We start from the raw sequence: 23135 nt of genomic DNA on the forward strand, positions 1-23135 counted from the left end.
TGCGTTCCGGTCCCCGGAAATCCCTCCTGCCGGATCGGCTCCCAGCGGGCACCGTGTCGGGATGGACGCGGGCGAGCTCACCGGTGGTGTGGACCTGCACGCCCACTGGATGGGCACCGACGTGTTCACTGCCGCCGAGGAGCCCGGCGACTGGCCGCGACTGGTGGTCGACTCCGGTGAACGAGGCCGGATCCTGATCGGCGACCGTCCGTTCCGCGACGTCCGTCCCTCGCTGTGGGACGTCGACGCGCGGCTGCGGGACCTCGATGCCGCGGGCGTCGAGCTCCAGGTGATCTCGCCGGTCCCGGTCACCTTCCCCTACGTCGACGATGCCGGTGCAGCGACGGCATACGCCGAAGCCACCAATGCGTCCATCGCCCGCGCCGTCGCCGGGAGCGGCGGTCGTCTCGCCGGGCTGGGCACGGTGCCGCTGCTCCACGCTGGCCGCGCGGTCGCCGTACTGGCGGACGTGATGGGCGGAGCGCAGCCGCTTGCTGGAGTCGAGATCGGCGCACGCGTCGCGGGCCTCGAGCTCGACGACCCCCGGCTGCTGCCGTTCTTCGAGGCAGCCGAGGCGCTCGGGGCGCTCGTCTTCGTGCATCCGTCGGACGGCGGGTCCGGGACCATTCGACGCTCGGGCCAGCCCTACGACTTCGGACTCGGCATGCACACCGACACTGCCCTTGCCGCGGGGGCGCTGGTGTTCGGCGGTGTCCTGGAGCGCTTCCCCGGACTTCGCGTCGTGCTCGCGCACGGGTGTGGCGGGTTCGCGTGGTCCTATCCCCGGCTGCGGTTGGGTGCCGAGCTGCTCCAGGGCCGTTCGCCGGGAGCGATCGACGAACGTGTCCGGTCGTTGTACGTCGACAGCCTGGTCCTGGACCCCGAGCACCTGCGGATCCTCGTGCACCGGTTCGGTGCCGATCGCATCGTGCTCGGCACCGACCACCCCTTCTTCCCCGAGCTCACGGCGGAAGCGCGGGGCATGCTCGCCGGCGCGGAACTCGACGGCGCTCTCGGAACCGGTGGTGCCCAACGGGTGTTCCGTACGAACGGACTGGACCTGCTCCGCCGATCCGCGGTGCCGGCGTGACGTCGCGGACGACGGACGTCGCGGTCGTCGGGGCAAGCACCGCCGGCCTCGCGACGGCACTCGGGCTCGCCCGATCCGGGGTGGACGTCACGGTGCTCGACACGGTCCCTGCGCCGCGTTTGCCCTGGACTGCCGTTCACCACTGGTCGGTGCTCCCCGTGCTCGAAGGGCTCGGCGTCCTCGACGACGCCCTCCTCGCCGGTGAGGCGACCGCGCACTGGGGACTCCACGTCCTGGCCACCGGTGAGCGTCATGTGTACGACGTCCGCGAGCTCGGTCCCGAGGTGCGACTCCCGTTCAACCTCCGCCTGGAACCCGCCGCGTTGCGTGGGATCCTGCGCGCGGCGCTGTTCGCCCTGCCGAACGTCGAGGTCATCGACGACGTGCACCTCGAGACCCTGCGTCAGCACGAGGAGACCGTCGACCTCCTCCTGGACGGGGGCGCGTCCGGTCCGCAGTCATTGCGTGCGCGCTGGGTCGTGGGAGCCGACGGTCCGGCCAGCGCCGTACGACGCCACGCCGGCCTCGCGTTCGAGGGCACGACGTGGACCGAGCGTTGCGTCGTCGCGCTGGTGCGCCACGACTTCGGTGCCATGGGGTACTCCGACACCACGTTCCAGATCGACGGCCACCGGGGTGCGGTCGTCGAGCGGGCCGGCCACCACACATGGCGGTATCTCTTCCAGGAGTCCCTGTCGCACGAGGAGTCTGCCGTCGAGCAGCGGGTCGTCGAGGTGTTGGAGGAAGTGACCGGAACCCGGCCCGAGGTCCTCGAGTGGTCCGCAGCCCGGATGCACCAGCGGAGCGCCACGTCGTACCGCTCGGGTCGGGTGGTGCTGGTCGGCGACGCGGCCCACGTCACCCATCCGATGACCGGACACACCTCGCTGTCGGGCTGGTGCGATGCCGCCACCCTGGCCCCGGTTCTCACGAGCGCGCTGGCTGGTGACCCCGACGATGCGGTCGCCCGGTGGGCGGAGCAACGTCGCCGGCACTTCCTCGACGACGCCGCCCCGGCGAGCCTCGGTCGGCGCAACCTGGTGGCCCAGATCCGCGATCCCCGGCGTCTGGAGATCGAGCTGGATGCATTCCGGCGGGCATCCGCCGGGCTCGCCGCTCCGCCTTTCTAGTCGCTGGAACCGCTCGTTGTGACCGCCTTCGCCCGTGCCTAGCGTCGGTCGCGTGACCACGACATCCAGCTCGACCTCTGCAGCCCCGGCACCCGACGCGGCGCGCGGCGCCTTCATCGACGTCCGCGGGACGTCCACGCACCACCACGACCTCGGGCAGGGCACGCCGGTCCTGTTCCTGCACGGCTCCGGTCCGGGCGTGTCCGCCTGGGCCAACTGGCAGCACGCACTGCCCGTGGTCGCGGAGAACGCCCGCGCCCTGGCGCTCGACATCGTCGGCTTCGGCCACACCGAGCGTCCTGCCGACGTGCGGTACTCCCTGCGGACCTGGACCGACCACGTGTGGGGCTACCTCGATGCGCTCGGGATCGACAAGGTCTCCGTCGTCGGCAACTCGCTGGGCGGCCGGATCGCCCTCCAGATGGCCGAGGACGACCAGGACCGTCTGGACAAGCTGGTCCTGATGGGTTCGCCCGGTGTCGGCATGACGCTCACCGACGGCCTCAAGGCACTGCGTGCCTACGAGCCGTCGCCCGACAACATGCGCGACCTGCTCCGCGGTCACTTCGCCGTGGACCCGTCGCTGATCAGCAACGAACTGGTGCAGATCCGGTACGAGGCCAGCGCAGCTCCGGGCGCGCACGAGGCCTACCGGCTGATGTTCTTCCACCCCGACCACGCCGGTGCCGAGCTCGCCATCTCCGAGGAGCAGGTCCGCGCTGTCACCCGGCCGACGCTGCTCGTGCACGGCCGCGAGGACAACATCGTCCCGGTCGACATCGCCCTGAACATGTTGCGGCTGCTGCCCGACGCCGATCTCCACGTCTTCGCGCGCTGCGGCCACTGGACGCAGATCGAGCGCGCCGCTGACTTCAACGACGTCATCGGTCAGTTCCTCGGCCTGGGGGAGTGAGCGCCCGATGACATCGAACGCTGCGTCCAGCACGGGGGCCAGTGCCCGCTTCCGCGAGGCGCGCGACCAGCTGCTGGACCTTCGGGGCGACCACGAGGCGGCCGTCGCCGGCTTCGCCTTCCCGGACGTCGGGCCGCAGTGGAACTGGGCCCACGACTGGTTCGACGTCATCGCACGTGGTCAGGACCGCGACGCCCTGGTGGTGCTCTCCGAGGACGGCTCGCGCACGGCGGTGTCCTTCGACGACATGGTCACCCGGTCCGACCGGGTCGCCCACTGGCTCGCCTCGCGCGGCGTGCGCAAGGGCGACCCCGTCCTGGTGATGCTGGGCAACCAGGTCGAGCTGTGGGAGGTCATGCTCGGCGTCATCAAGCTCGGCGCCGTGCTGGTGCCGACCGCGATGGCTGCCGGCCCGGCCGACCTGCGCGACCGGATGGAACGGACCGGGGCGCGTGTGGTCGTCTGCAACCCGGGGGACGCGGCGAAGTTCGACGAGGTCCCGGGCGAATACCTCCGGATCGTGGTCGGCGAGCGCGTTGGCTGGCAGTCCCTTTCCGACGCCGCCGACGGGACAGCTGCCGAGGTGGAGCACCCGGTCACGACGCCCGAGGACCCCCTGTTGCTCTACTTCACGAGCGGTACGACGTCACGGCCCAAGCTCGTGCAACACACCCAGGCGTCGTACCCGGTCGGGCACCTGTCGACGATGTACTGGATCGGCCTGCGCCCCGGCGACGTCCATCTCAACATCTCCTCGCCCGGCTGGGCGAAGCATGCGTGGTCCTGCTTCTTCGCACCGTGGAACGCGGAGGCGACGATCGTGGTCTACGACTACCAGCGCTTCGAGGCCGGCTCGCTGCTCGGGCGACTCGACAGCGAGCGGGTGACGTCCTTCTGTGCCCCGCCGACGGTGTGGCGGATGCTCATCAACGCAGATCTCGGCACCAAGCCGGCTGCGCTGCGCGAACTGGTCGGCGCGGGGGAGCCGCTCAACCCCGAGGTCATCGCGCAGGTCGACCGGCACTGGGGACTCACCATCCGCGACGGCTTCGGCCAGACCGAGACCACCTGCCAGATCGGCAACACCCCGGGTGCGCTCGTCAAGCCCGGTTCCATGGGCCGCCCGCTGCCCGGGATCCCCAGCGTGCTGGTCGACCCGGTCAGTGGCGAGCTCGTCGACGGCGTCGGCGAGGGCGAGATCTGCCTGGACCTCGCGGCCTCACCACTCGCGCTGATGACCGGGTACCAGGGCGACGAGGAGCGCAACGCCGAGGCGATGGCCGGCGGTTTCTATCACACGGGAGACGTCGCGGCCCGCGACGAGGACGGCTACATCACCTACATCGGGCGGACCGACGACGTCTTCAAGGCGTCGGACTACAAGATCTCCCCGTTCGAGCTCGAGAGCGTGCTGATCGAGCATCCCGCGGTCGCCGAAGCGGCCGTCGTGCCGGCCCCGGATCCGGTCCGGCTCGCGGTTCCGAAGGCCTACGTCGCGCTCGCGCCGGGCCACGAGCCGACCCGGGAGACAGCGCTGGAGATCCTGCGCCACGCGCGCGAGAACCTGGCGCCGTACCTCCGGGTCCGCCGGGTGGAGTTCTACGAGCTGCCCAAGACCATCTCGGGCAAGATCCGCCGCGTCGAGCTCCGCGCGCGGGAGAACGACCATGCGGACGACCGACTCACGAAGGAGTGGCGCGACGAGGACTTCCCCGAGCTCAGGAGCGCGGCGCAGGGCGGCCAGTGACGGTCGTCACTGAATGGTCAGACCATTCTGTCGTAAACTGGGGCCCATGAATCCTGAAACCGTTCTCGCTGTCCTCGGAGGTACCGGACCGCAGGGCCGGGGCCTCGCCCGGCGTCTGGCGCTCGGCGGGGCGAAGGTCGTGATCGGGAGCCGCGATGCCGCCAGGGCGGAGGTCGTGGCGAAGGAGATGCGCGAGGACGGCGTCGGCGTGGTCGGCATCGACAACCGCGCTGCCGCTGCGGCCGCTGACATCGTGATCGTGGCGGTGCCCTGGGACGGCCATGCCCAGCTGCTCACCGAGCTGCGTCCGGAGCTGGCGGGCAAGATCGTCATCGACTGCGTCAACCCGCTGGGCTTCGACAAGCAGGGTCCCTACGCGTTGCAGGTGCTCGAGGGATCGGCCGCGGAGCAGGCCAAGGCGTTGCTGCCCGACAGTCGGGTGGTCGGTGCCTTCCACCACCTCAGCGCCGCGCTGCTCGAGGACACGACCGTGGCGAGCCTGGACACCGACGTTCTCGTCCTGGGCGACGACGCCGAGGCAGTCGACGTCGTCATCGAGCTGTCGGCGCTGTTGCCCGGCGTTCGTGGGGTCTTCGGCGGTCGACTGCGCAACGCCCATCAGGTCGAGGCGCTGACCGCGAACCTGATCGCGATGAACAAGCGCTACAAGGCGCACGCCGGGGTCCGCATCACCGACGTCTGAGGCGGCCGCACCTACCGTAAGAGAGAGGGATCTCCTCTCAGGGCCGGATGTGTGCGACTGCTGCGCCGCCTAGCGTCGGGTCATGAGTTTCCGAGCAGCCCGCCACCGCCGGCCAGCCAATGGCCGTGTACGCCGCGCCGCCATGCTCCTTCCCCTGGGCGTGGTGTCGGTGTCCTGGACGGTCGCGATCGCAGGCGCCGGCGTGGTGCCCGTCGCCGGCCTCGGTACCTCGGCCGCCGAGCTGCCCCAGGTGTCGATGCCGGACGAGGCGGTCGAGTCGCCGGCCAGCGTCAGTGTCGGATCCGCCGAGGTCGCGCGGCCCGTTCGCCTGGTCGCCGTTTCGAACCTGACCTCGGAGCTGATCCCCTCGCCCGCCCTCTCGGCCTACCAGCGCGCGTCGACGGTCATGCGCGAAGCAGACGAGAAGTGCGGCCTGGCGTGGCCGCTCCTCGCCGCGATCGGCAAGGTGGAGTCCAATCACGGCAACGCCAACGGCAATCAGCTGCGTGACGACGGCGTCGCCGTTCCCGGCATCATCGGTGTCGCGCTCAACGGCTCGCGAGCCACGGCCAGGGTCTCGGACACTGACGGCGGTCGGCTCGACGGCGACAAGGCCTGGGACCGTGCGGTCGGCCCGATGCAGTTCGTCCCGAGCACCTGGGCGGTCGTGGGGGTCGACGGCGACAGCGACAGTGAGCGCAACCCGCAGGACGTCGACGACGCGGCGCTCGCCGCTGCCGTCTATCTCTGCTCCGGGGACGAGGACCTGTCGACGACGGCAGGCCAGCGGGCTGCGGTGCTCCGCTACAACCATTCGCTGAAGTACGCCGACCTGGTGCTCGAGACCGCTGACTCCTATGCCGTGGGCGGCCTCGTGCCGACCGCCGCAGGACGGGTGGTCTCCCCGACGGGCTCGGCCGTGCGCGCTGCTCCGGCCCGCCACGGGGACGCCCGGAAGTCCGGCGCGAGGAAGTCCGGAGTGAAGGCGGAGCTGCCCGCACCGGCACCGGCGAAGCCCGCCGGCCCGAGTGGCGGATCGACTGCCGGCGAAGCGCCCGATGCTCCCGCGCCCATTCCGGGCTCGCCGACCGCCCCGCTCGAGAGCCTGCTGACCTCGACCAGGGGGATCCTGGCGTGCACGCTCGACGGTCTTGGACAACTGCTCAAGCCGGGCAGCCCCAGCACCTCCGGCGACTGCGGCGCCGCCCGCACGCCCTGACCCACCTCGTGGCTGGTCCGAGTGCCGCTGGCTGGAACACGGCCTGCCTCCACCGGGGGTCCACTGCGGACAGTGTTCCCATGACGGAGCTGACCCACGAAACGACGACGATCCGGAGTGCTGCCCGCCGACTGCTCGAGGCATCCGCCACCGGAACCCCGAGCGACCCCGTGCGCGACCTCATCGGCGCCACCGACATCCGCGCTGCGTACGCCGTGCAGCAGGAGGTCAACGCGGCCCGGATGGCGACGGGAGCAAGAGTCGTGGGTCGCAAGATCGGGCTCACCTCGAAGGCCGTCCAGGAGCAGCTGGGCGTGGACCAGCCGGATCTCGGGGTCCTCTTCGCCGACATGGAGTACGACGCCGCCGTACCCGTCCCGCTCGACCGGCTCCTGCAGCCCAGGGTCGAGGCGGAGATCGCCTTCGTGCTGGGGGCGGACCTCGACGAGGGCGACCTCGATCTCGACCAGGTGACGGACGCTGTCCATCACGCGGTCGCGGCGATCGAGATCTGCGACAGCAGGATCGCCGACTGGGACATCCGGTTCTCCGACACCGTTGCCGACAATGCGTCGGCCGGTGGGTTCGTGCTCGGTCGCGAGCGCGTGCCGCTCGAACGGTTCGTCCCCCGCGACACCGTGATGACCATGACCGTGACCGGCCAGGCGGCCTCCGCCGGCACCGGTGCGGACTGCCTCGGTGACCCGCTGCTCGCGTTGCAGTGGCTGGCCCGGACCGCCCGTGACCTCGGGGAGCCGTTGCGCGCCGGGCAGGTGGTGCTCTCGGGTGCGCTCGGGCCGATGCGCCCCGCGGCGCCGGGCGCTCAGGTCGATGTCACCATCACTGGCCTCGGCTCACTGTCGATCACGTTCGCCGAGGTGTCGCGATGAGCGGCATCGGCAGGACCAAGGTGGCGATCATCGGCTCGGGCAACATCGGCACCGACCTGATGATCAAGATCCAGAGCACGGCGAAGCACCTCGAGATGGGGGCGATGGTCGGCATCGACCCGGCATCCGAGGGTCTGGCGCGGGCCCGCGACCTCGGCGTCCCCACGACCCACGAGGGCGTGCACGGTCTCATCGCGATGCCGGAGTTCGCCGACATCGAGATCGTCTTCGACGCGACGTCGGCCAAGGCCCACGTGGCGAATGCCGCGCTGCTGCAGCCCCTCGGGAAGCGACTGATCGACCTCACACCTGCTGCCATCGGCCCCTACGTCATCCCGGCCGTGAACATCGAGGAGCACCTCGGGGCCCCCAACGTGAACATGGTGACCTGCGGTGGCCAGGCCACGATCCCCGTGGTGGCTGCGATCTCCCGGGTTGTGCCCGTCGCCTACGCCGAGATCGTCGCCTGCATCGCCTCGAAGTCCGCTGGTCCGGGGACCCGCGCCAACATCGACGAGTTCACCGAGACGACGTCGGCGGCGATCACGCAGGTCGGCGGGGCCGATCGGGGCAAGGCGATCATCATCCTCAACCCGGCCGAGCCGCCCCTGATGATGCGCGACACCGTTCTCGCGCTCGTGAATGCACCGGACCCGGCGCAGCACGAGCAGATCCGCGCGAGCGTGGAGAAGATGGTGGCGGACGTCGCGGCGTACGTCCCGGGCTACCGCCTCGTCCAGGAGGTCCAGGTCGTCGAGATCCCCGCCGACCAGCCGGTCGAGACGTTGGTGGCCGAGGGCGCGGACCGACCCACACACCAGGTGTCGGTGTTCCTCGAGGTGGAGGGCGCCGGACACTTCCTGCCGTCGTACGCCGGAAATCTCGACATCATGACCTCGGCCGGCATGCAGGTCGCCGACCGGATCGCGGGAGCCCGCATCAACGAGAAGGCGGCCCAGGCATGAGCACTCCGATCTTCGTCCAGGACGTCACGCTGCGTGACGGCATGCACGCCGTCCGTCACCGCATCGCTCCCGAGGACGTGCAGCGCATCGTGATCGCCCTCGACGAGGCCGGCGTGGATGCGATCGAGGTCGCGCACGGCGACGGCCTCGCTGGCGGCTCGCTGAACTACGGTCCCGGCAGCAACACCGACTGGGAGTGGATCGAGGCCGCGGCGTCGGTGCTCAAGCGGGCCAGGCTCACCACCCTGTTGCTGCCCGGCGTGGGCACGGTCCACGAGCTGAAGCGTGCCCACGACCTCGGCGTGCGTTCGGTGCGGGTCGCCACTCACTGCACCGAGGCGGACGTCTCCGCCCAGCACATCGAGGCCGCCCGTGAGCTCGGCATGGACGTGTCCGGCTTCCTGATGCTCTCCCACAGGGCCGAGCCCGCGGAGCTCGCGAAGCAGGCGAAGCTGATGGAGTCGTACGGCGCCCACTGCGTCTACGTCACCGACTCCGGTGGTCGGCTCACCATGGACGACGTCGCCGCCCGGGTCCGGGCCTATCGCGATGTCCTCGACGACGCCACCGAGATCGGCATCCACGCCCACGAGAACCTCTCGCTCTCCGTCGCCAACTCGGTCGTCGCCGTGCAGAACGGTGCCGTCCGGGTCGACGCCTCGCTGGCCGGGCACGGTGCCGGTGCCGGCAACTGCCCGATCGAGGCCTTCGTCGCGGTGGCCGATCTGTCCGGGTTCGAGCACGGCTGCGACCTCTTCGCCCTCCAGGACGCCGCGGACGACATCGTCCGCCCGCTCCAGGATCGCCCGGTCCGTGTGGACCGCGAGACGCTGACCCTCGGGTACGCCGGCGTCTACTCGTCGTTCCTGCGGCACGCGGAGCGTGCGGCCGAGCAGTACGACGTCGACGTACGCCAGATCCTGATGGAGTGCGGCCGGCGTGGCCTGGTCGGCGGCCAGGAGGACATGATCGTCGACATCGCGCTGAGCAAGCTCGGCTGAGGATCACGGCGGACAACCAGCATCAGCGAGGGCGACTGGTGCCGATTCACGCTTCCATCTGTGCGGAGCCGACGAGCCCCCGAGCAGCCAGCGCGGGCTACCGTGGCCGCCATGACCTTCAGCCCTGCCGACCTGCCCGACCTGACCGGGCGCACTGCCGTCGTCACGGGAGCCAACGTCGGCATCGGCGAGGTGACCGCTCGTGAGCTCGCCGCCCATGGCGCCACGGTCGTGCTGGCGTGCCGCAACGCCGACAAGGCACAGCAGGCCGCTGCCGGCATGCAGGGCGACGTACGCGTCGAACAGCTGGACCTGTCGTCGCAGGCGTCCGTGCGGGCGTTCGCCGAGAGGTGGGACGGCCCGCTCGACCTGCTCATCAACAACGCCGGCGTGATGAACCCGCCGACGTACCGGGCCACCGAGGACGGGCACGAGCTGATGTTCGGCACCAACCACCTCGGCCACTTCGCGCTGACCGGACGGCTCCTGCCGGCGCTCCTCGCCGCCCCGACACCGCGCGTGGTCACGGTCGCCTCGATCGCCCACCACGGCGGCAACGGGAAGGTGCTGGAGGCCAACCCCGAGGCGGGGTACAAGCCCGAGGCGTACTACGGCAACAGCAAGCTCGCCAACGTCCTGTTCATGCGCGAGCTGCACCACCGTGCGACGGCAGCCGGCGCGAAGCTCACCTCCACCGGCGCGCACCCCGGCGTCTCGGCCACCAACCTCGTGGCGTCACCGGACGGCATGGGAGCCAACAAGCTCGTGGCCCGCCTGGCGCCGTACGTCCTGCCGATCGTGCTGCAGTCGGCCGCCAAGGGCGCCAACCCGTCCTTGTACGCCGCCACGCTGGCCGAGCCCGGTTCCTACAGCGGTTCGCGCCGGTTCCGCGAGACCCGCGGCCCGGTCGGACCCGCGAGGCTCAGCACGTACGCCAGCGATGCCGAGCTCGGCCGCAAGCTGTGGACGCTCAGCGAGGAGCTGACGGGCGTGGGCTTCGCGCTCTGACCCGGAACCACCCGGTCCGTTCGAAATCCGGCTCGGGGGTACCGCAGCGACGTGCCCCTACTGCGACAGCTCACCCAGCGCCTTTCCGGACCGAGGTCGTGGTGAGTCCCATGGGCTCCCCGGGCAGTACCCCCGGCCGGCTCCGGACAGTCGGGGTGGAGGAGGAGCTCCTCCTCGTCGATGCGGAGACCGGCTGTCCGCGTTCGGTCGCCAGCCAGGTCCTTCGCGTCGCACGCGGCCGGGGCGACACCGATCGCCACGGTGCCGTGGGAGGTTCGCTGGGCCCCGAGCTCCAGCAGCAGATGATCGAGACGGACACCCCACCCGAGGACGACCTGGCGGCCCTGGAGACCGACCTGATCACGTGGCGGGAGAAGGCGCGCTCGGCAGCCCTCGACGCCGGAGCCCTCGTCGTGGCCAGCGGAACCTCGCCCCTGCCGGTGCGGCCGCTGACGTCCACGAAGCCGCGGTACGCGGAGATTGCCCGGAAGTTCGGGCTGACGGCGCGCGAGCAGCTGACCTGCGGGTGCCACGTCCACGTCTCGGTCGAGTCGGACGACGAGGCGGTGGGGGCCATGGACCGGATCCGGGTGTGGTTGCCGACCTTGATGGCGATGAGCGCGAATTCGCCCTTCTGGCAGGGCATCGACTCGGACTACGAGAGCTATCGCAACCAGGTGTGGAGCCGGTGGCCGACGGCAGGCCCACCGGAGGTCCACGGCACCGCCAGCGCCTACCGGGCGCACGTGCAGCGGTTGCTCGACACCGGAGTCCCCGTGGACGAGGGGATGGCCTACTTCGACGCGCGGCCGTCGCGGCACTACCCGACCCTGGAGATCCGGGTGGCCGACGTGTGCCTGGACCCGAAGGTCGCCGTCCTCGTCGCCGGCCTGTGCCGGGCGCTGGTCGAGACCGCCGCGGACGAGTGGCGCGCGGGCCGGCCTCCGGCGGATGCGCCGGTGGCCGTGCTGCGGCTGGCGATGTGGCAGGCCGGCAGGTGGGGACTCTCCGGGGACCTCCTGGACCCGCTCACGCACCGACCTCGAGCGGCTCGGGCAGTCGTCGACGCGCTCGTCGACCACGTTGCCGGCGCACTCGGGGCCAGCGGCGACCTGGGGCGGGTGGAGGACGCCGTCGACGAGCTGTTCGCCGTGGGGACCGGCGCCGCGCGGCAGCGAGCCGTCTGGGTCGAGGAGGGTGACCTGGCGAGAGTGGTGGTGCGGCTGGCCGGGCTCAGCTGAGGGTGCAGCGACTAGATTTCCTCCATGGCCGCGACCCTTCGGCGCCCCCGGCCGGAGCGCCTGATCCTGGGTCTCCTCGTGGCGAAGCTGGTGCTCTTCCGGCTCCTGGTCTTCGGGGTTCCGGGTCCCACGATGTTGCTCGCCGACGTGGCTGCGGCAGCCGTCCTGGTCGGGGTGATCGCCCTGATCGCGCCAGGACCTGCGACGTCTCCGGCGTTGTGGGCCCTCAACGCGGCCGTCAGCGTCTTCCTCACTGCCGCTGTCCTCTACTTCGGCTACTACCAGACCCTGCCCACCTTCACGGTGCTCGACGAGGCCGACCAGGCCGACGACGTCCGGGCCAGCATCGCCAGCCTGCTGGACTGGCGCCTGGTGTTCTTCTACGTCGACCTCGCCTTCGCGCCTGCAGTCGGGCTCCTGCTCCACGGGGACCGCTGGCTGCCACCGCACGCTCCGGCAGGGGCCCGCCGACTGCGCCGCCTGGGTGCCGTCGTGGTCACGGGGATCCTGGTCACCGCGGTCGTCCTTCGCAGTGGCGTCGACGTGCGCAACGAGCAGTACCGCGCCGAGCAGTTCGGGGTGCTCGGCTACGAGGCGGACGCCCTGATCCGGGCGCTCCGGACGAAGCAGACGCTGGACCTCGCCACGGCGTACGACGACGTGGCCGAGCTCAAGGCGCGCAACCACACCACGGTCACCGACCCGGCCCGCGCCCGCGGGTTCGGCGCCGCCGCAGGCAAGAACCTCGTCGTGGTGCAGCTGGAGTCGATGCAGGAGTTCGTCATCGGGCTGGAGGTCGACGGGCAGGAGGTGACGCCGCACCTCAACGACCTCGTCGGCGAGAGCGCCTACTTCCCGCACCACTTCCAGCAGATCGGCAAGGGCAACACGGTCGACGCGGAGTTCATCTCCAACACGTCGATCTATCCGGTCGGGGACGTCGCCATGTCCACCGGGTACGGCGACCGCGACCTGCCGAGCCTGCCCAAGCTGTTGCGCCCGCGCGGCTACGTGTCCGAGACCTTCAACGTGAACTGGGCGAAGTTCTGGGACCACGACGACCTGTTCCGCGCGCTCGGCTTCGACCGATGGCACGAGAAGGACGAGTACCCCGGCCCGAAGTTCAACTTCTGGGGAGTCTCCGACGAGGAGTTCTACGGGCGCTCGCTGGTGCGCCTCCTGGAGCTCGACGCCACCGACCGGCCGTTCTACACGCAGCTCGTCACCGCCTCCGGGCACGGCCCGTTCAAGGTGCCCGCCGACAAGGTGCGGTTGCGGCTGCCCAGCGAGCTCGAGGGCACCGAGGTCGGCGCCTACCTCCAGGCGCAGAACTACGCCGACCATGCGCTCGGCCTGTTCATCCGCGGCCTCCGGCAGACCGGCCTCTGGGACAAGTCCCTCTTCGTCGCGTACGGCGACCATGCCGGGCTCAACGACAAGGACACGGTCGCGGGAGTCCGCGCACTCGATCCGGACTACCGCTTCGAGCGCCGTTTCAACACCCCGCTGGTGATCCACGTCCCCGGCGGCGAGGCGTCCCGCAGCGAGCACGTCGCCTCGCAGGTCGACATCCTGCCGACGATCGCGAACCTGCTCGGCATCTCTCTGGCCCAGGAGCGCTTCGTCGCGTTCGGGGTCGACCTGCTCAACACCGGCGGGCACGCGTTCGGTGAGCGCTTCCACGCCCCGACCGGGACGTTCGTCAACGACCAGGCGATCTTCGCCCCGGGGCGCGGCTTCGACGACGGTTCGGCGACGTCACTGGCCGACGGGTCGTCGTACCCGATCAAGGGGATGCGGGACGACTACGACTACGTGCTCGACCTGATGGACCTGTCCGACGCCTACGTCCGGTCCCTGCCGAGGCGGTAGGTGATCAGACCAGCTGGTCCAGCGCGATCTCCAGGGCCGTGGCCGCGAGCAGCGTCGGGTGCGGCGAGCGCTCGTGGCACTTCTCCAGCGCGGTGCGGATGGTCCGCGAGACGTCGCCGAGGATGGCCTCGTCGGAGACCTCCGCGATGCCCTCCATCAGCATCGTGAAGGTGCGCGCCATGCCGCAGTTCGCGATGAAGTCGGGGATCACCGCGACGTGCTGGTCGGCGAACTCGTAGGTCGATCCGTAGAAGATCTCCGGGTCGGCGAACGGGACGTTCGCGCCGGCCGAGATGACCTCCAGGCCCGCGGACACGAGGCGCTTCACGTGCTCGACGGTGACCAGGCGCGACGCCGCACAGGGCAGGAAGATCTCGGCTCCCATGTCCCAGATCGCGTCGTCCAGCTGGTCGAACGGGATCAGGTCGTCGGCGGCCAGTGCGTTGCCCTGCTTGTTGACGAAGAGGTTGTGCACCTCCTCGCGGGTGAAGCCGTCGGGGTTCATCAGGCCGCCGTTGCGGTCGATGATGCCGACGATGCGGGCACCCGCCTCGGACAGGTAGTACGCCGCGGCCGAGCCGACGTTGCCCCAGCCCTGGACGATGACCCGCTTGCCCTCGAGGGACTGGCCCTGCGCGACGCCGTACGTCGCGTAGTAGTGGACGACCGACTCGGCGACGCCCCAGCCGGTGACCAGGTCGGCGATCGTGTACTTCGCCTTCTGGTCCGGCGTGTACCGCGGGTCCTCGACGACCTTCGAGACGCCGAGGCGCAGCATGCCGACGCGCTGCACGAGCTCGCGCTCGTCGGCGGCGAAGTGGCCGTTGACGATGCCCTGCTGCGGGTGCCACAGGCCGTAGCGCTCGGTCAGCGGGATCACGTCGTGCATCTCGTCGACGTTCATGTCGCCGCCGGTGCCGTAGTAGGTCTTCAGCAGCGGGGCCAGCGCCTTGAACCAGCGCGCGAGCACGCCCTCGCGGCGCGGGTCGTTCGGGTCGAAGTCGATGCCGGACTTCGCGCCACCGATCGCCGGACCGGAGACCGTGAACTTGACCTCCATGGTCTTGGCCAGCGACTCGACCTCGCGGCGGTCCAGGCCGACCCGCATCCGCGTACCGCCGCCGGCCGCGCCGCCGCGCAGCGAGTTGATGACCGCCCAGCCCTTCGCGTCGGTCTCGGCGTCGTGCCACTCGAAGACGATCTCGGGGGCCTTGGCCTCGAAGCGGTCGAGCAGTTCCTTCATTTCTGGTCCTTTTCGTTGGTCGAGGAGGTCGCGCTGCGACCGTCTCGAGACCTGATCCGGCCGCGGGCCTCGCCGAAGCCGATGCGGGTGCCGTTGGCGCCGGGGGCGCTGGCGCGGAGGACGACCTCGTCGCCGTCCTCGAGGAAGCCCTTGCCGAGCTCGATCAGCGAGCCGACCTGGTCGGGTGAGGGGCCGGAGATGGTGCCCGAGGCGTACAGGTCGCCGGTGCGGGTGGGTGCTCCGTTGACGGTCAGGTGCGCCAGCATCTGGGCGGGCGACCAGTACATCGACGAGTACGGCGGCCGGCTGACCACGTCGCCGTTCCACTCGACCTCCAGGTCGATGTCGAGGCCCCACGCCTCGTCCATCGCCAGGTAGGGCAGGGGCGAGGGGTCCTGCGTCGGGGTGCTGACGCGGGCGGCGTCGAGCGCGGCCAGCGGCACGATCCACGGGGCGATCGTCGACGCGAACGACTTGCCCAGGTGCGGGCCGAGCGGGACGTACTCCCACGCCTGGATGTCGCGTGCCGACCAGTCGTTGAACAGGGCGACGCCGAAGATGTGGTCGGCGGCGTCCTCGACCGGGATGGCCGTGCCCATCGGGTTGCCGGTGCCGACGACGAAGCCGAGCTCGGCCTCGATGTCGAGCCGCACGGACGGTCCGAAGACGGGCGCCTCGGCGCCGGCCGGCAGGCGCTGGCCGCACGGGCGCACGATGTCGGTGCCCGAGACGACGACGGATCCGGCCCGGCCGGTGTAGCTGACGGGCAGGTGCTTCCAGTTCGGCAGCAGCGGGTTGGGGTTGTCCGGGCGGAACAGCCGCCCGAGGTTCGACGCGTGGTGCTCGGACGCGTAGAAGTCGACGTAGTCGGCCACCGCGAACGGCAGGTGCATCGTCACGTCGTCGACGGAGTGGGCACAGCCCTCGGGCAGCGGACCGCGCACGCGATCGGTCAGCAGGGTGCGCACCTCCTCCCAGCGCTGCCTGCCCTGCGCCATGAACGCGTTGAGGCCCGGCTCCGCGAAGACGTCGTCCTCCAGGAGCAGCGCGAGGTCGAGCACCTGGTCGCCGTACCGGGTCGCACAGCGCGGCGCCGAGCCCGCGACGGAGTAGACCCCGTAGGGGAGGTTGGTGATGCCGTACAGGTCGTTCGGGGGGTTCATCGGGCCAGCTCCAGGAGACCGAGCGCGGTCAGCTCGTCGATCGGTTCGGTGATGCTGCAGGTCCCGATGGACCGGAGCAGCGAGGTGGACGGGACGTCCGGAGCAGCGGCGCGTTCGGCGAGCACGGCGGCCATGGCCTCGGCGTCGCGGGCGTCGGTTGCCGCCAACAGGTTGAGGAAGCCGTGCTGCTCGAAGCCCGTGTCCGGGTCCGTGTTGCGCAGCGCGTGGTGCAGCCCCGCGGTGGCCTTGAACGGCACGCCCGCAGCGACGAGGGCCTGCACGGTCGCGGCGAGCTCGGCCTCGTCGGGGTACAGGTCGGCGCGGACGCCACCGGTGCGCAGCTTCGCGAGGTACGACGTCCCGGCCAGGTCCGCGATGACCGCGTCCCGTCGGTCGTCGCGCGGGATCTCGACGTGGACGGTGACGCCGGCGGGCTCGCCGATCGCGGCACGCAGCCCGGCGACGCTGGCGTCGGTGACCTCGAGGCCCACGATGCGGATGCCGTCGGGTGCGGCATCCAGCGCGGCAGCCGCCCCCTCCGCATCGGGTACGACGACAGCGACGTCGAGCGGGCCTGAACCGGCCAGGGCGGCCAGTGCGGCAGCGGGCACCACCAACGGACCGACCAGGTCGGCGTACCAGCTCTCCCGGTGGCGTCGGTGGGCGACGACCGCCTCGGCGAGCGGCAGGTTGCCGGGCGGGAAGACGGCGGCGTCATCAAGGACGAGGGGAATCATTCGGTCGCCCCCCGCACCCAGGAGGTGACGTAGAGGCCGTCGTCCGACGCGGTCCCGGCCTCGCCGAGCTCGAGCGGGCGGAACGTGTCGACCATGACGGCGAGCTCGTCGAAGAACTCCACGCCGATGGACTTCTCGTAGGCGCCGGGCTGCGGACCGTGCGGGTGACCGCCCGGGTGCAGGCTGATCGAGCCGGGCCCGATGCCCGATCCCTTGCGGGCTTCGTAGTCGCCGGCGACGTAGAACATCACCTCGTCGGAGTCGACGTTCGAGTGGTAGTACGGCACCGGGATCGACAGGGGGTGGTAGTCGACCTTGCGCGGCACGAAGTTGCAGATCACGAAGTTGTGGCCCTCGAAGACCTGGTGGACCGGCGGCGGCTGGTGCACGCGGCCGGTGATCGGCTCGAAGTCCGCGACGTTGAAGACGTAGGGGTAGAGGCAGCCGTCCCAGCCGACGACGTCGAACGGGTGGTGCGGCAGCACGTGCACGGTGCCGGCGATCCCGCCGGGGCCGGAGCCGCGGTGCTTGATGAAGACCTCGACGTCCGTGGCGTCCGAGTCGTCGAGGAACACCTCGCCGGGCACCCGCAGGTCGCGTTCGCAGTAGGGCGCGTGCTCGAGCAGCTGCCCGAACTTCGACAGGTACCGCTTCGGCGGACCGATGTGGCTGTTCGCCTCGATGACGTAGAGCCGCAGGGGGTCGCGGCCGGTCGGCACCCAGCGATGCGTCGTGGCGCGGGGCAGGATGACGTAGTCGCCCTCGCCGGCCTCCAGCGTGCCGAACACGGTCTCCACCACGGCGGTGCCGGACTCGACGTAGACGCACTCGTCGCCGATCCCGTTGCGGTAGAGCGGCGAGGCCGCACCGCAGACGACGTAGCTGATCCGGACGTCACCGTTGCCGAGCACGAGCCGGCGTCCGTTGACGGCGTCCGTCGTCTTCCACCCGTCGCCCGTGAAGAGGCCGTGCAGGGCGAGGTGGCGGGGGATGAGCGGGTGGTTCGGCGTCGTGGCCTGGTCGGGCAGGTCCCACGTCCGCGCCTCGACGACGGCCGACGGGATGTGCCGGTGGTAGAGCAGCGAGGAGTCCGACGAGAACCCCTCCTCACCCATCAGCTCCTCGAAGTAGAGGGTGCCGTCGGGCGCACGGTGCTGGGTGTGCCGCTTCGGCGGCACATTCCCGATCCGCTGGTAGTGGGCCATCAGAAGTTCCCGCGACGTTCCTGCTCGCGCTCGATCGCCTCGAAGAGCGCCTTGAAGTTGCCCTTGCCGAAGCCGAGCGAGCCGTGCCGCTCGATGAACTCGAAGAACACGGTCGGCCGGTCACCGAGCGGCTTGGTGAAGATCTGCAGCAGGTAGCCGTCCTCGTCGCGGTCGACGAGGATGCCGCGCTTCTGCAGCTCCTCGACCGGCACCCGCACCTCGCCGATCCGGCTGCGGAGCTCGGGGTCCTCGTAGTACGAGTCCGGGGTGGCGAGGAACTCGATGCCCTCGGCGCGCAGCCGGTCGACGGTGTCGAGGATGTCGTTGGTGGCCAGTGCCAGGTGCTGGGCACCGGGGCCGTCGTAGAACTCGAGGTACTCGTCGATCTGCGACTTCTTCTTGGCGATCGCCGGCTCGTTGAGCGGGAACTTCACGCGGTGGTTGCCGTTCGCCACGACCTTCGACATCAGCGCCGAGTAGTCGGTCGCGATGTCGTCGCCGATGAACTCGGCCATGTTCGTGAAGCCCATGACCTTGTTGTAGAACTCGACCCAGTCGTCCATCCTGCCGAGCTCGACGTTGCCGACGATGTGGTCGAGGGCCTGGAACAGCCGCTTCGGCGCACCTTCGCGCCTGGTGAAGGTGGAGGTGCGGGCGACGTAGCCGGGGAGGTACGGACCGTCGTACTGCCGGCCGTCCACGGTGCGCTGGACGAGGCTGTGCCGGGTGTCGCCGTACGTCGCGATCGCGGCCATCCGGACCGTGCCGTGCTCGTCGGTCAGGTCGTGGGGCTCCTCGATGACCGTCGCGCCGGCCTTGCGTGCCTGCGCGATGCAGCGGTCGACGTCGGGCACCTCGAGGGCGATGTCGATGATGCCGTCGCCGTGCTTGCGGTGGTGGTCGAGCAGCGTGCTGCTCGGGTCGACGCCGCCCTTGAACACGAAGCGGACGGCTCCGCTCTTGAGCACGAACGCGACGTGGTCGCGGTTGCCCGTCTCGGGGCCCGAGTAGGCGACCAGCTCCATGCCGAACGCGGAGATGAAGAAGTGGGCGGTCTGGGTGGCGTTGCCGACCGACCACACGGCCGCGTCCCAGCCGGTGACGGGGAACGGGTCCTGGTGGTCGTCGTACTCGACGAGGCCGACGAGCTGCTTCAGGGTGTCGAGGTCGAGCTCGGCGAGGCGCTCTTGGCTGGTGAGGGTCTCCTGGAGGGACATGTGAGCAGCACAACAGACTGGCCAGAGCCTCACAACCTGCCTATTGGCGGGTAGGCAATCCGGCCAGTTCTGCCGGTTCGGACGTGCTCGAACTGTGCAGAAAGGCTACTTTGGAGCCATGGCTGCCGGACCGCACCCGCTCGACGAGATCGACCTTGCGCTGCTGACCGCGCTGACCGAGCACCCGCGCGCCGGCGACCTCGAGCTGTCCCGGATCACCCAGGTGGCCCGGGCGACCGTGCAGAGCCGGTTGCGGCGGCTGGGCGAGGCGGGGGTGATCGCCGACTGGGACCCCACGATCGACGTCGCTGCGGCCGGGTTCGAGGTGCAGGCCTACGTCACCCTCGAGATCTCCCAGGGCGCGCTCGACGAGGTGTCGGCCGACCTCGCGGCGATCCCGCAGGTGCTGGAGGCCTACGTGACGACCGGGTCCTTCGACGTGCTGTGTCGGGTCGCGACCCGTTCCCACCCCGAGCTCCAGGCAACGCTGGTGCGGATCGACCAGTCCTCGTCGGTCGTGCGCTCGACCAGTGTCATGGTGCTGTCCGTGCTGGTCCCGCCGCGGGTGCTGCCCCTGCTGGCCGCCGCCGAGACCGCACCCAGCCGGCGCGCGCCGGCGTACCGCAAGGGCTGAGCCGGTGAAAAATGAGAGCCGCCGCAGGAGTCTCGGGTCTCCTACGGCGGCGATAGAAGGTTGCCAGATCCGGGCCCGGATTGTCTCGGGATCGCAGGTAAAATCCTCGCCTGCGGAACCCTCACAATTCAGAACTGGCTGAACTGCAGGGCGAGCTTGTAGTCGGTGGTCATGTAGTTGACCAGGGACTGCAGGTTCTTGTCGTCGACCTTGGTGTTGGTGGTGCCGACCGTGACGCCCACGACGTTGCTGACCACGCCGCTGTTCCACTTGCCCTGCACGAAGTTCGGGAACTGTGCCTCGGCGCGCAGGTCGAAGTCCTTGTCGGTGAGGGCCGCGTCGGCGGCCTTGGCGTGGGCCTCGGTGTCGAACACCAGGGCGATGTAGGTCACCCGCGCCTTGCCGTTGAGGGCGGCGTAGGTCCACTGCACGGCGTACTCGCAACGCTGCTGGGTCAGGGCCGAACCCTCCTCGACCGGTCCGCAGGTGTCGTACTTCCACGACTCCAGGTACTTCGCGTCGTGCTCGACGTCGCCGAACTTGAAGTTCCAGTTGTCCGCGAACTCCGCGGCCTCGACGTCGATGCGGGCCGCCGGTGGGTCGCTCCCGTCCTCGGTGGGGGAGTACGGCGTCGCGGGGGTCGTCGCGCTCGACGGATCGGTGGGCGTCGGGGTCGCGTCGGTCGTCGAGGTGCTCGACGCGGTCGTGCGGTCGGTGCCCGCCTCCTTGTCGTCGTCGTCCCCGCCGCGGATGACGAGGACGGCCGCCACGATGACGCCGACGACGAGGAGCATCGCGAGAGCGACCAGCCCGAGGATCAGCCCGGTTCTGCTCTTCTTCGGCGGACCGCCGAAGCCGCCGCCGTACGGGGCGAAGCCGGGAGGTCCCTGGGGCGGGAAGCCCGGAGGTCCCTGGGGCGGGAAGCCCGGAGGAGGCCCCTGGGGCGGGTACCCGGGAGGTCCCGACGGCGGGCCGCTGGGCGGGCCGGAGGGGGGCTGCGGCGGGTAACTCATGGGGGCTCCTGTCGTCGTGACATCCACGTGCGGCGGCTTCCTACCCAGCGGCACGTGGTGCGAACCGGACGATCCCGGGATTCGAACGATCAAAAGATCCGCACCGTGGCGAACGCCTCATCGGGGTGACCGGCGCCGATGTGCGTCAGCGCGCGAGCGGTGTCATGGTGGCTCCCACGCGGACGACGGTGTCCACGGATCAAACGATTCGAACCCCGGGAATTACCGGGTGGGCTGTGGGGTAGCGTGCCCACACCTTTAACAGGACCGAAAGGCTGGCGAGAAGCATGGTGGATGTGGAGCGGACGCTCGATGAGGCGGGCCTCACGAACCCCCACGTTCGGGAATACGTCGCACACTGGGCCGGGATCACCGGCGCCGACCGGATCGAGGTCGTTTCGGCGGCTGACGACGCCCGGCTGGTGCAGGAGTCCCTCGAGGCAGGCGAGCTCCTTCCCGCCGGCGAAGGCCTCTACTACTCCCGGTCCTACTTCAAGGACACCGCCCGCGCCGAGGAGCGCACGATCGTCGCCACCAGCGACGAGGCGGACAAGGGCATCTACAACAACTGGCGCCCGTCCTCGGAGATGAAGCCGAAGCTCGTCGAGCTGATGACCGGTGCGTCGGTCGGCAAGACGATGTACGTCATCCCCTACCTGATGGCGCCGAAGGGCTCCCCGCTGCAGAACTTCGCAGCCGGTGTCGAGCTCACGGACAACCGCAACGTCGTGCTCCAGATGATCCGCATGGCGCGGGTCGGCGTGGAGTACATCAACGACCTGGGCGACTCGTTCGTCAAGGCCGTGCACGTCACCGGTGACCTGGAGAACCTCGGCCAGGGCACGCCCGACGACAAGCGCTACTTCGTGACCGTCGCCGACGAGCGCACGATCCTGCACTTCGGTTCGTCGTACGGCGGCAACGCGCTCCTCGGCAAGATCGCCCACGGTCTGCGCCAGGGTTCCTACGACGGCTGGAAGAACGGCTTCCTCGTGGAGCAGTTCATGCTGCTCGGGATCACCGACAAGGAGACCGGCAAGAAGTACAACATCTGCGGTGGTTTCCCGTCGGCCTCGGGCAAGACGAACCTCGCGATGACGCTGGCCCCCGACGCCCTCGGTGACCGGTACTACGTCGAGTTCTACGGCGACGACATCGCCTGGCTGTGGGTCGGCGACGACGGCAAGCTCTACGGCATGAACCCGGAGAACGGTGTCTTCGGTGTCGCCAAGGACACCAACGAGAAGACCAACCCGACCGCGATCGACTCGATCGTCCCGGGCACCGGCGCGATCTTCACGAACGTCGCCTACAACTCCAAGACGCAGGAAGTCTGGTGGGAAGGCAAGAGCGACAAGCCGACCGACCTCGACGGCTGGGAGGACTGGAAGGGCGACATCATCGCCGACCGGTCGCCCGAGGACGCCGACGCTCCGTGGGCGCACCCGAACAGCCGGTTCACGACCACGCTGGCCAACGTCCCGAACGTTGCCAAGGACTTCGAGGACCCGCAGGGCGTCGAGATCCACGGCATCATCTTCGGTGGCCGCACGCGTGACCGCGAGCCGCTGATCCGTGCGATCAAGGACGTTGCCGAGGGTGTCTACGACGGCCTGACGCTGGGTGCCGAGGCGACCGCTGCCGCAGACGGCCTCGAGGGCGTGCTCCGCTACGACCCGATGTCGATGCGTCCGTTCATGTCGTACTCCGAGGCCGACTACGCCGCGCACTGGCTCGAGGTCATCGGCCGCGCGACGACCAAGCCGATCTTCGCGCACGTCAACTGGTTCCAGCGGGGCGAGGACGGCCGCTTCCTGTGGCCCGGCTACCGCGAGAACCTGCGTCCGCTGAACTGGCTGATGGAGTTCCTCAACGGTGAGGTCGAGGGCGTGCAGACCCCGGTCGGCGTCCTGCCGAAGCGCGAGGAGCTCAACCTCGAGGGCATGGACGAGCAGGCGCTCGCCGACCTCGACACGCTCCTCACCATCGACGTGCCGCGCTGGCAGCAGGAGATGGGCTTCCGCGAGAAGCACCTCGCGCAGTTCGAGGGCCTGTCGGACGAGATCTGGGCCGCGCACCGTCGCGTCGCCGAGGCGCTCGACAACGCGTAGTCATCTGGACTGAATCAGCGCCCCGGCTCTCGC

At 70.1% G+C, this 23135-nt stretch carries 20 protein-coding genes; 14 read left to right on the top strand and 6 right to left on the bottom strand.

All coding sequences use genetic code 11. The features are described 5' to 3' along the window. Positions 1-61: 61 nt before the first annotated feature. From ACOACQ_RS12915 to ACOACQ_RS12970, 12 genes are all read left to right on the top strand, one after another. Positions 62-1090, top strand: a complete 1029-nt coding sequence (locus tag ACOACQ_RS12915) for an amidohydrolase family protein (RefSeq protein WP_420288421.1) — start codon at positions 62-64, stop codon at positions 1088-1090. Continuing rightward, positions 1087-2220 carry an FAD-dependent oxidoreductase gene (locus ACOACQ_RS12920; protein WP_420288422.1) on the top strand — a complete coding sequence of 378 codons (1134 nt, stop codon included), beginning with the start codon at positions 1087-1089 and terminating at the stop codon, positions 2218-2220. Before ACOACQ_RS12915 ends, ACOACQ_RS12920 begins: the two co-directional genes overlap by 4 nt. Positions 2221-2272: 52 nt before the next feature. Next, the gene (locus tag ACOACQ_RS12925) at positions 2273-3133 is read left to right on the top strand and encodes an alpha/beta fold hydrolase (RefSeq protein WP_420288423.1); all 861 of its coding nucleotides are present in this window, start codon (positions 2273-2275) and stop codon (positions 3131-3133) included. A 7-nt stretch (positions 3134-3140) separates the two neighbouring features. Continuing rightward, positions 3141-4880, top strand: a complete 1740-nt coding sequence (locus ACOACQ_RS12930) for an AMP-binding protein (protein WP_420288424.1) — start codon at positions 3141-3143, stop codon at positions 4878-4880. Positions 4881-4926: 46 nt separating this feature from the next. Next, positions 4927-5583, top strand: coding sequence for an NADPH-dependent F420 reductase (gene npdG, locus ACOACQ_RS12935; protein WP_378607441.1), 657 nt, complete (start codon positions 4927-4929; stop codon positions 5581-5583). Positions 5584-5665: 82 nt separating this feature from the next. After that, positions 5666-6802 carry a lytic transglycosylase domain-containing protein gene (locus ACOACQ_RS12940; RefSeq protein ID WP_420288425.1) on the top strand — a complete coding sequence of 379 codons (1137 nt, stop codon included), beginning with the start codon at positions 5666-5668 and terminating at the stop codon, positions 6800-6802. Positions 6803-6882: 80 nt separating this feature from the next. Beyond that, complete coding sequence (locus ACOACQ_RS12945; protein ID WP_420288426.1) at positions 6883-7692, top strand: 2-keto-4-pentenoate hydratase; 810 nt, start codon at positions 6883-6885, stop codon at positions 7690-7692. Further along, positions 7689-8657 (top strand): acetaldehyde dehydrogenase (acetylating), encoded by a 969-nt coding sequence (locus tag ACOACQ_RS12950; RefSeq protein ID WP_420288427.1) that lies wholly within the window; start codon positions 7689-7691, stop codon positions 8655-8657. Before ACOACQ_RS12945 ends, ACOACQ_RS12950 begins: the two co-directional genes overlap by 4 nt. Further along, entirely contained in the window at positions 8654-9658 is a 1005-nt protein-coding gene (gene dmpG, locus ACOACQ_RS12955) for a 4-hydroxy-2-oxovalerate aldolase (RefSeq protein ID WP_378607453.1), read from the top strand. Before ACOACQ_RS12950 ends, dmpG begins: the two co-directional genes overlap by 4 nt. Positions 9659-9769: 111 nt before the next feature. Then, complete coding sequence (locus ACOACQ_RS12960) at positions 9770-10666, top strand: SDR family NAD(P)-dependent oxidoreductase (protein ID WP_420288428.1); 897 nt, start codon at positions 9770-9772, stop codon at positions 10664-10666. Between the two features lie 110 nt (positions 10667-10776). After that, positions 10777-11907: a carboxylate-amine ligase gene (locus ACOACQ_RS12965; protein ID WP_378607459.1), complete on the top strand. Its 1131-nt coding sequence runs from the start codon at positions 10777-10779 to the stop codon at positions 11905-11907. A 24-nt stretch (positions 11908-11931) separates the two neighbouring features. Further along, complete coding sequence (locus ACOACQ_RS12970; RefSeq protein WP_378607462.1) at positions 11932-13779, top strand: LTA synthase family protein; 1848 nt, start codon at positions 11932-11934, stop codon at positions 13777-13779. Between the two features lie 4 nt (positions 13780-13783). Here ACOACQ_RS12970 and ACOACQ_RS12975 read toward each other — a convergent pair whose 3' ends face one another. From ACOACQ_RS12975 to hppD, 5 genes are read right to left on the bottom strand one after another with little or no spacing between them, the layout of a single operon-like run. Then, positions 13784-15022 (bottom strand): Glu/Leu/Phe/Val dehydrogenase dimerization domain-containing protein, encoded by a 1239-nt coding sequence (locus ACOACQ_RS12975; RefSeq protein ID WP_420288429.1) that lies wholly within the window; start codon positions 15020-15022, stop codon positions 13784-13786. Beyond that, on the bottom strand, positions 15019-16185 hold the full coding sequence (gene fahA / locus ACOACQ_RS12980) for a fumarylacetoacetase (protein ID WP_420288430.1): 1167 nt from the start codon (positions 16183-16185) through the stop codon (positions 15019-15021). The genes ACOACQ_RS12975 and fahA overlap by 4 nt, the downstream gene beginning before the upstream one ends. Then, a complete protein-coding gene (locus ACOACQ_RS12985) occupies positions 16182-16922 on the bottom strand; it encodes a hypothetical protein (protein ID WP_420288431.1) in 741 nt (246 codons plus the stop codon). The genes fahA and ACOACQ_RS12985 overlap by 4 nt, the downstream gene beginning before the upstream one ends. After that, the gene (locus ACOACQ_RS12990; protein WP_420288432.1) at positions 16919-18127 is read right to left on the bottom strand and encodes a homogentisate 1,2-dioxygenase; all 1209 of its coding nucleotides are present in this window, start codon (positions 18125-18127) and stop codon (positions 16919-16921) included. Before ACOACQ_RS12990 ends, ACOACQ_RS12985 begins: the two co-directional genes overlap by 4 nt. Next, a complete protein-coding gene (gene hppD, locus ACOACQ_RS12995; protein ID WP_378607478.1) occupies positions 18127-19344 on the bottom strand; it encodes a 4-hydroxyphenylpyruvate dioxygenase in 1218 nt (405 codons plus the stop codon). The genes ACOACQ_RS12990 and hppD overlap by 1 nt, the downstream gene beginning before the upstream one ends. A gap of 118 nt (positions 19345-19462) precedes the next feature. Between hppD and ACOACQ_RS13000 the strand changes: the two genes are divergently transcribed. After that, the gene (locus ACOACQ_RS13000) at positions 19463-19978 is read left to right on the top strand and encodes an Lrp/AsnC family transcriptional regulator (RefSeq protein ID WP_378607480.1); all 516 of its coding nucleotides are present in this window, start codon (positions 19463-19465) and stop codon (positions 19976-19978) included. A 128-nt stretch (positions 19979-20106) separates the two neighbouring features. On the opposite strand, the gene ACOACQ_RS13005 is transcribed toward ACOACQ_RS13000, so the two are convergent. After that, on the bottom strand, positions 20107-20991 hold the full coding sequence (locus tag ACOACQ_RS13005; RefSeq protein ID WP_420288433.1) for a hypothetical protein: 885 nt from the start codon (positions 20989-20991) through the stop codon (positions 20107-20109). Positions 20992-21278: 287 nt separating this feature from the next. On the opposite strand from ACOACQ_RS13005, the gene ACOACQ_RS13010 reads away from it, so the two are divergent. After that, entirely contained in the window at positions 21279-23102 is a 1824-nt protein-coding gene (locus ACOACQ_RS13010) for a phosphoenolpyruvate carboxykinase (GTP) (protein ID WP_420288434.1), read from the top strand. Positions 23103-23135: the final 33 nt, after the last annotated feature.

This window comes from Nocardioides sp. CPCC 206347, assembly GCF_048654605.1.
Lineage (GTDB): Bacteria > Actinomycetota > Actinomycetes > Propionibacteriales > Nocardioidaceae > Nocardioides.

Bases quoted from the DNA above. Each gene is read 5' to 3' on its own strand.
- ACOACQ_RS13005 (WP_420288433.1), bottom strand. From the start codon at position 20,991: ATGAGTTACCCGCCGCAGCCCCCCTCCGGCCCGCCCAGCGGCCCGCCG.
- ACOACQ_RS12970 (WP_378607462.1), top strand. From the start codon at position 11,932: ATGGCCGCGACCCTTCGGCGCCCCCGGCCGGAGCGCCTGATCCTGGGT.
- ACOACQ_RS13010 (WP_420288434.1), top strand. From the start codon at position 21,279: ATGGTGGATGTGGAGCGGACGCTCGATGAGGCGGGCCTCACGAACCCC.
- ACOACQ_RS12930 (WP_420288424.1), top strand. From the start codon at position 3,141: ATGACATCGAACGCTGCGTCCAGCACGGGGGCCAGTGCCCGCTTCCGC.
- ACOACQ_RS12965 (WP_378607459.1), top strand. From the start codon at position 10,777: ATGGGCTCCCCGGGCAGTACCCCCGGCCGGCTCCGGACAGTCGGGGTG.
- ACOACQ_RS12945 (WP_420288426.1), top strand. From the start codon at position 6,883: ATGACGGAGCTGACCCACGAAACGACGACGATCCGGAGTGCTGCCCGC.
- ACOACQ_RS12940 (WP_420288425.1), top strand. From the start codon at position 5,666: ATGAGTTTCCGAGCAGCCCGCCACCGCCGGCCAGCCAATGGCCGTGTA.
- ACOACQ_RS12915 (WP_420288421.1), top strand. From the start codon at position 62: ATGGACGCGGGCGAGCTCACCGGTGGTGTGGACCTGCACGCCCACTGG.
- ACOACQ_RS12990 (WP_420288432.1), bottom strand. From the start codon at position 18,127: ATGGCCCACTACCAGCGGATCGGGAATGTGCCGCCGAAGCGGCACACC.
- npdG (WP_378607441.1), top strand. From the start codon at position 4,927: ATGAATCCTGAAACCGTTCTCGCTGTCCTCGGAGGTACCGGACCGCAG.
- dmpG (WP_378607453.1), top strand. From the start codon at position 8,654: ATGAGCACTCCGATCTTCGTCCAGGACGTCACGCTGCGTGACGGCATG.
- fahA (WP_420288430.1), bottom strand. From the start codon at position 16,185: ATGAACCCCCCGAACGACCTGTACGGCATCACCAACCTCCCCTACGGG.
- ACOACQ_RS12985 (WP_420288431.1), bottom strand. From the start codon at position 16,922: ATGATTCCCCTCGTCCTTGATGACGCCGCCGTCTTCCCGCCCGGCAAC.
- ACOACQ_RS12960 (WP_420288428.1), top strand. From the start codon at position 9,770: ATGACCTTCAGCCCTGCCGACCTGCCCGACCTGACCGGGCGCACTGCC.
- hppD (WP_378607478.1), bottom strand. From the start codon at position 19,344: ATGTCCCTCCAGGAGACCCTCACCAGCCAAGAGCGCCTCGCCGAGCTC.
- ACOACQ_RS12950 (WP_420288427.1), top strand. From the start codon at position 7,689: ATGAGCGGCATCGGCAGGACCAAGGTGGCGATCATCGGCTCGGGCAAC.
- ACOACQ_RS13000 (WP_378607480.1), top strand. From the start codon at position 19,463: ATGGCTGCCGGACCGCACCCGCTCGACGAGATCGACCTTGCGCTGCTG.
- ACOACQ_RS12975 (WP_420288429.1), bottom strand. From the start codon at position 15,022: ATGAAGGAACTGCTCGACCGCTTCGAGGCCAAGGCCCCCGAGATCGTC.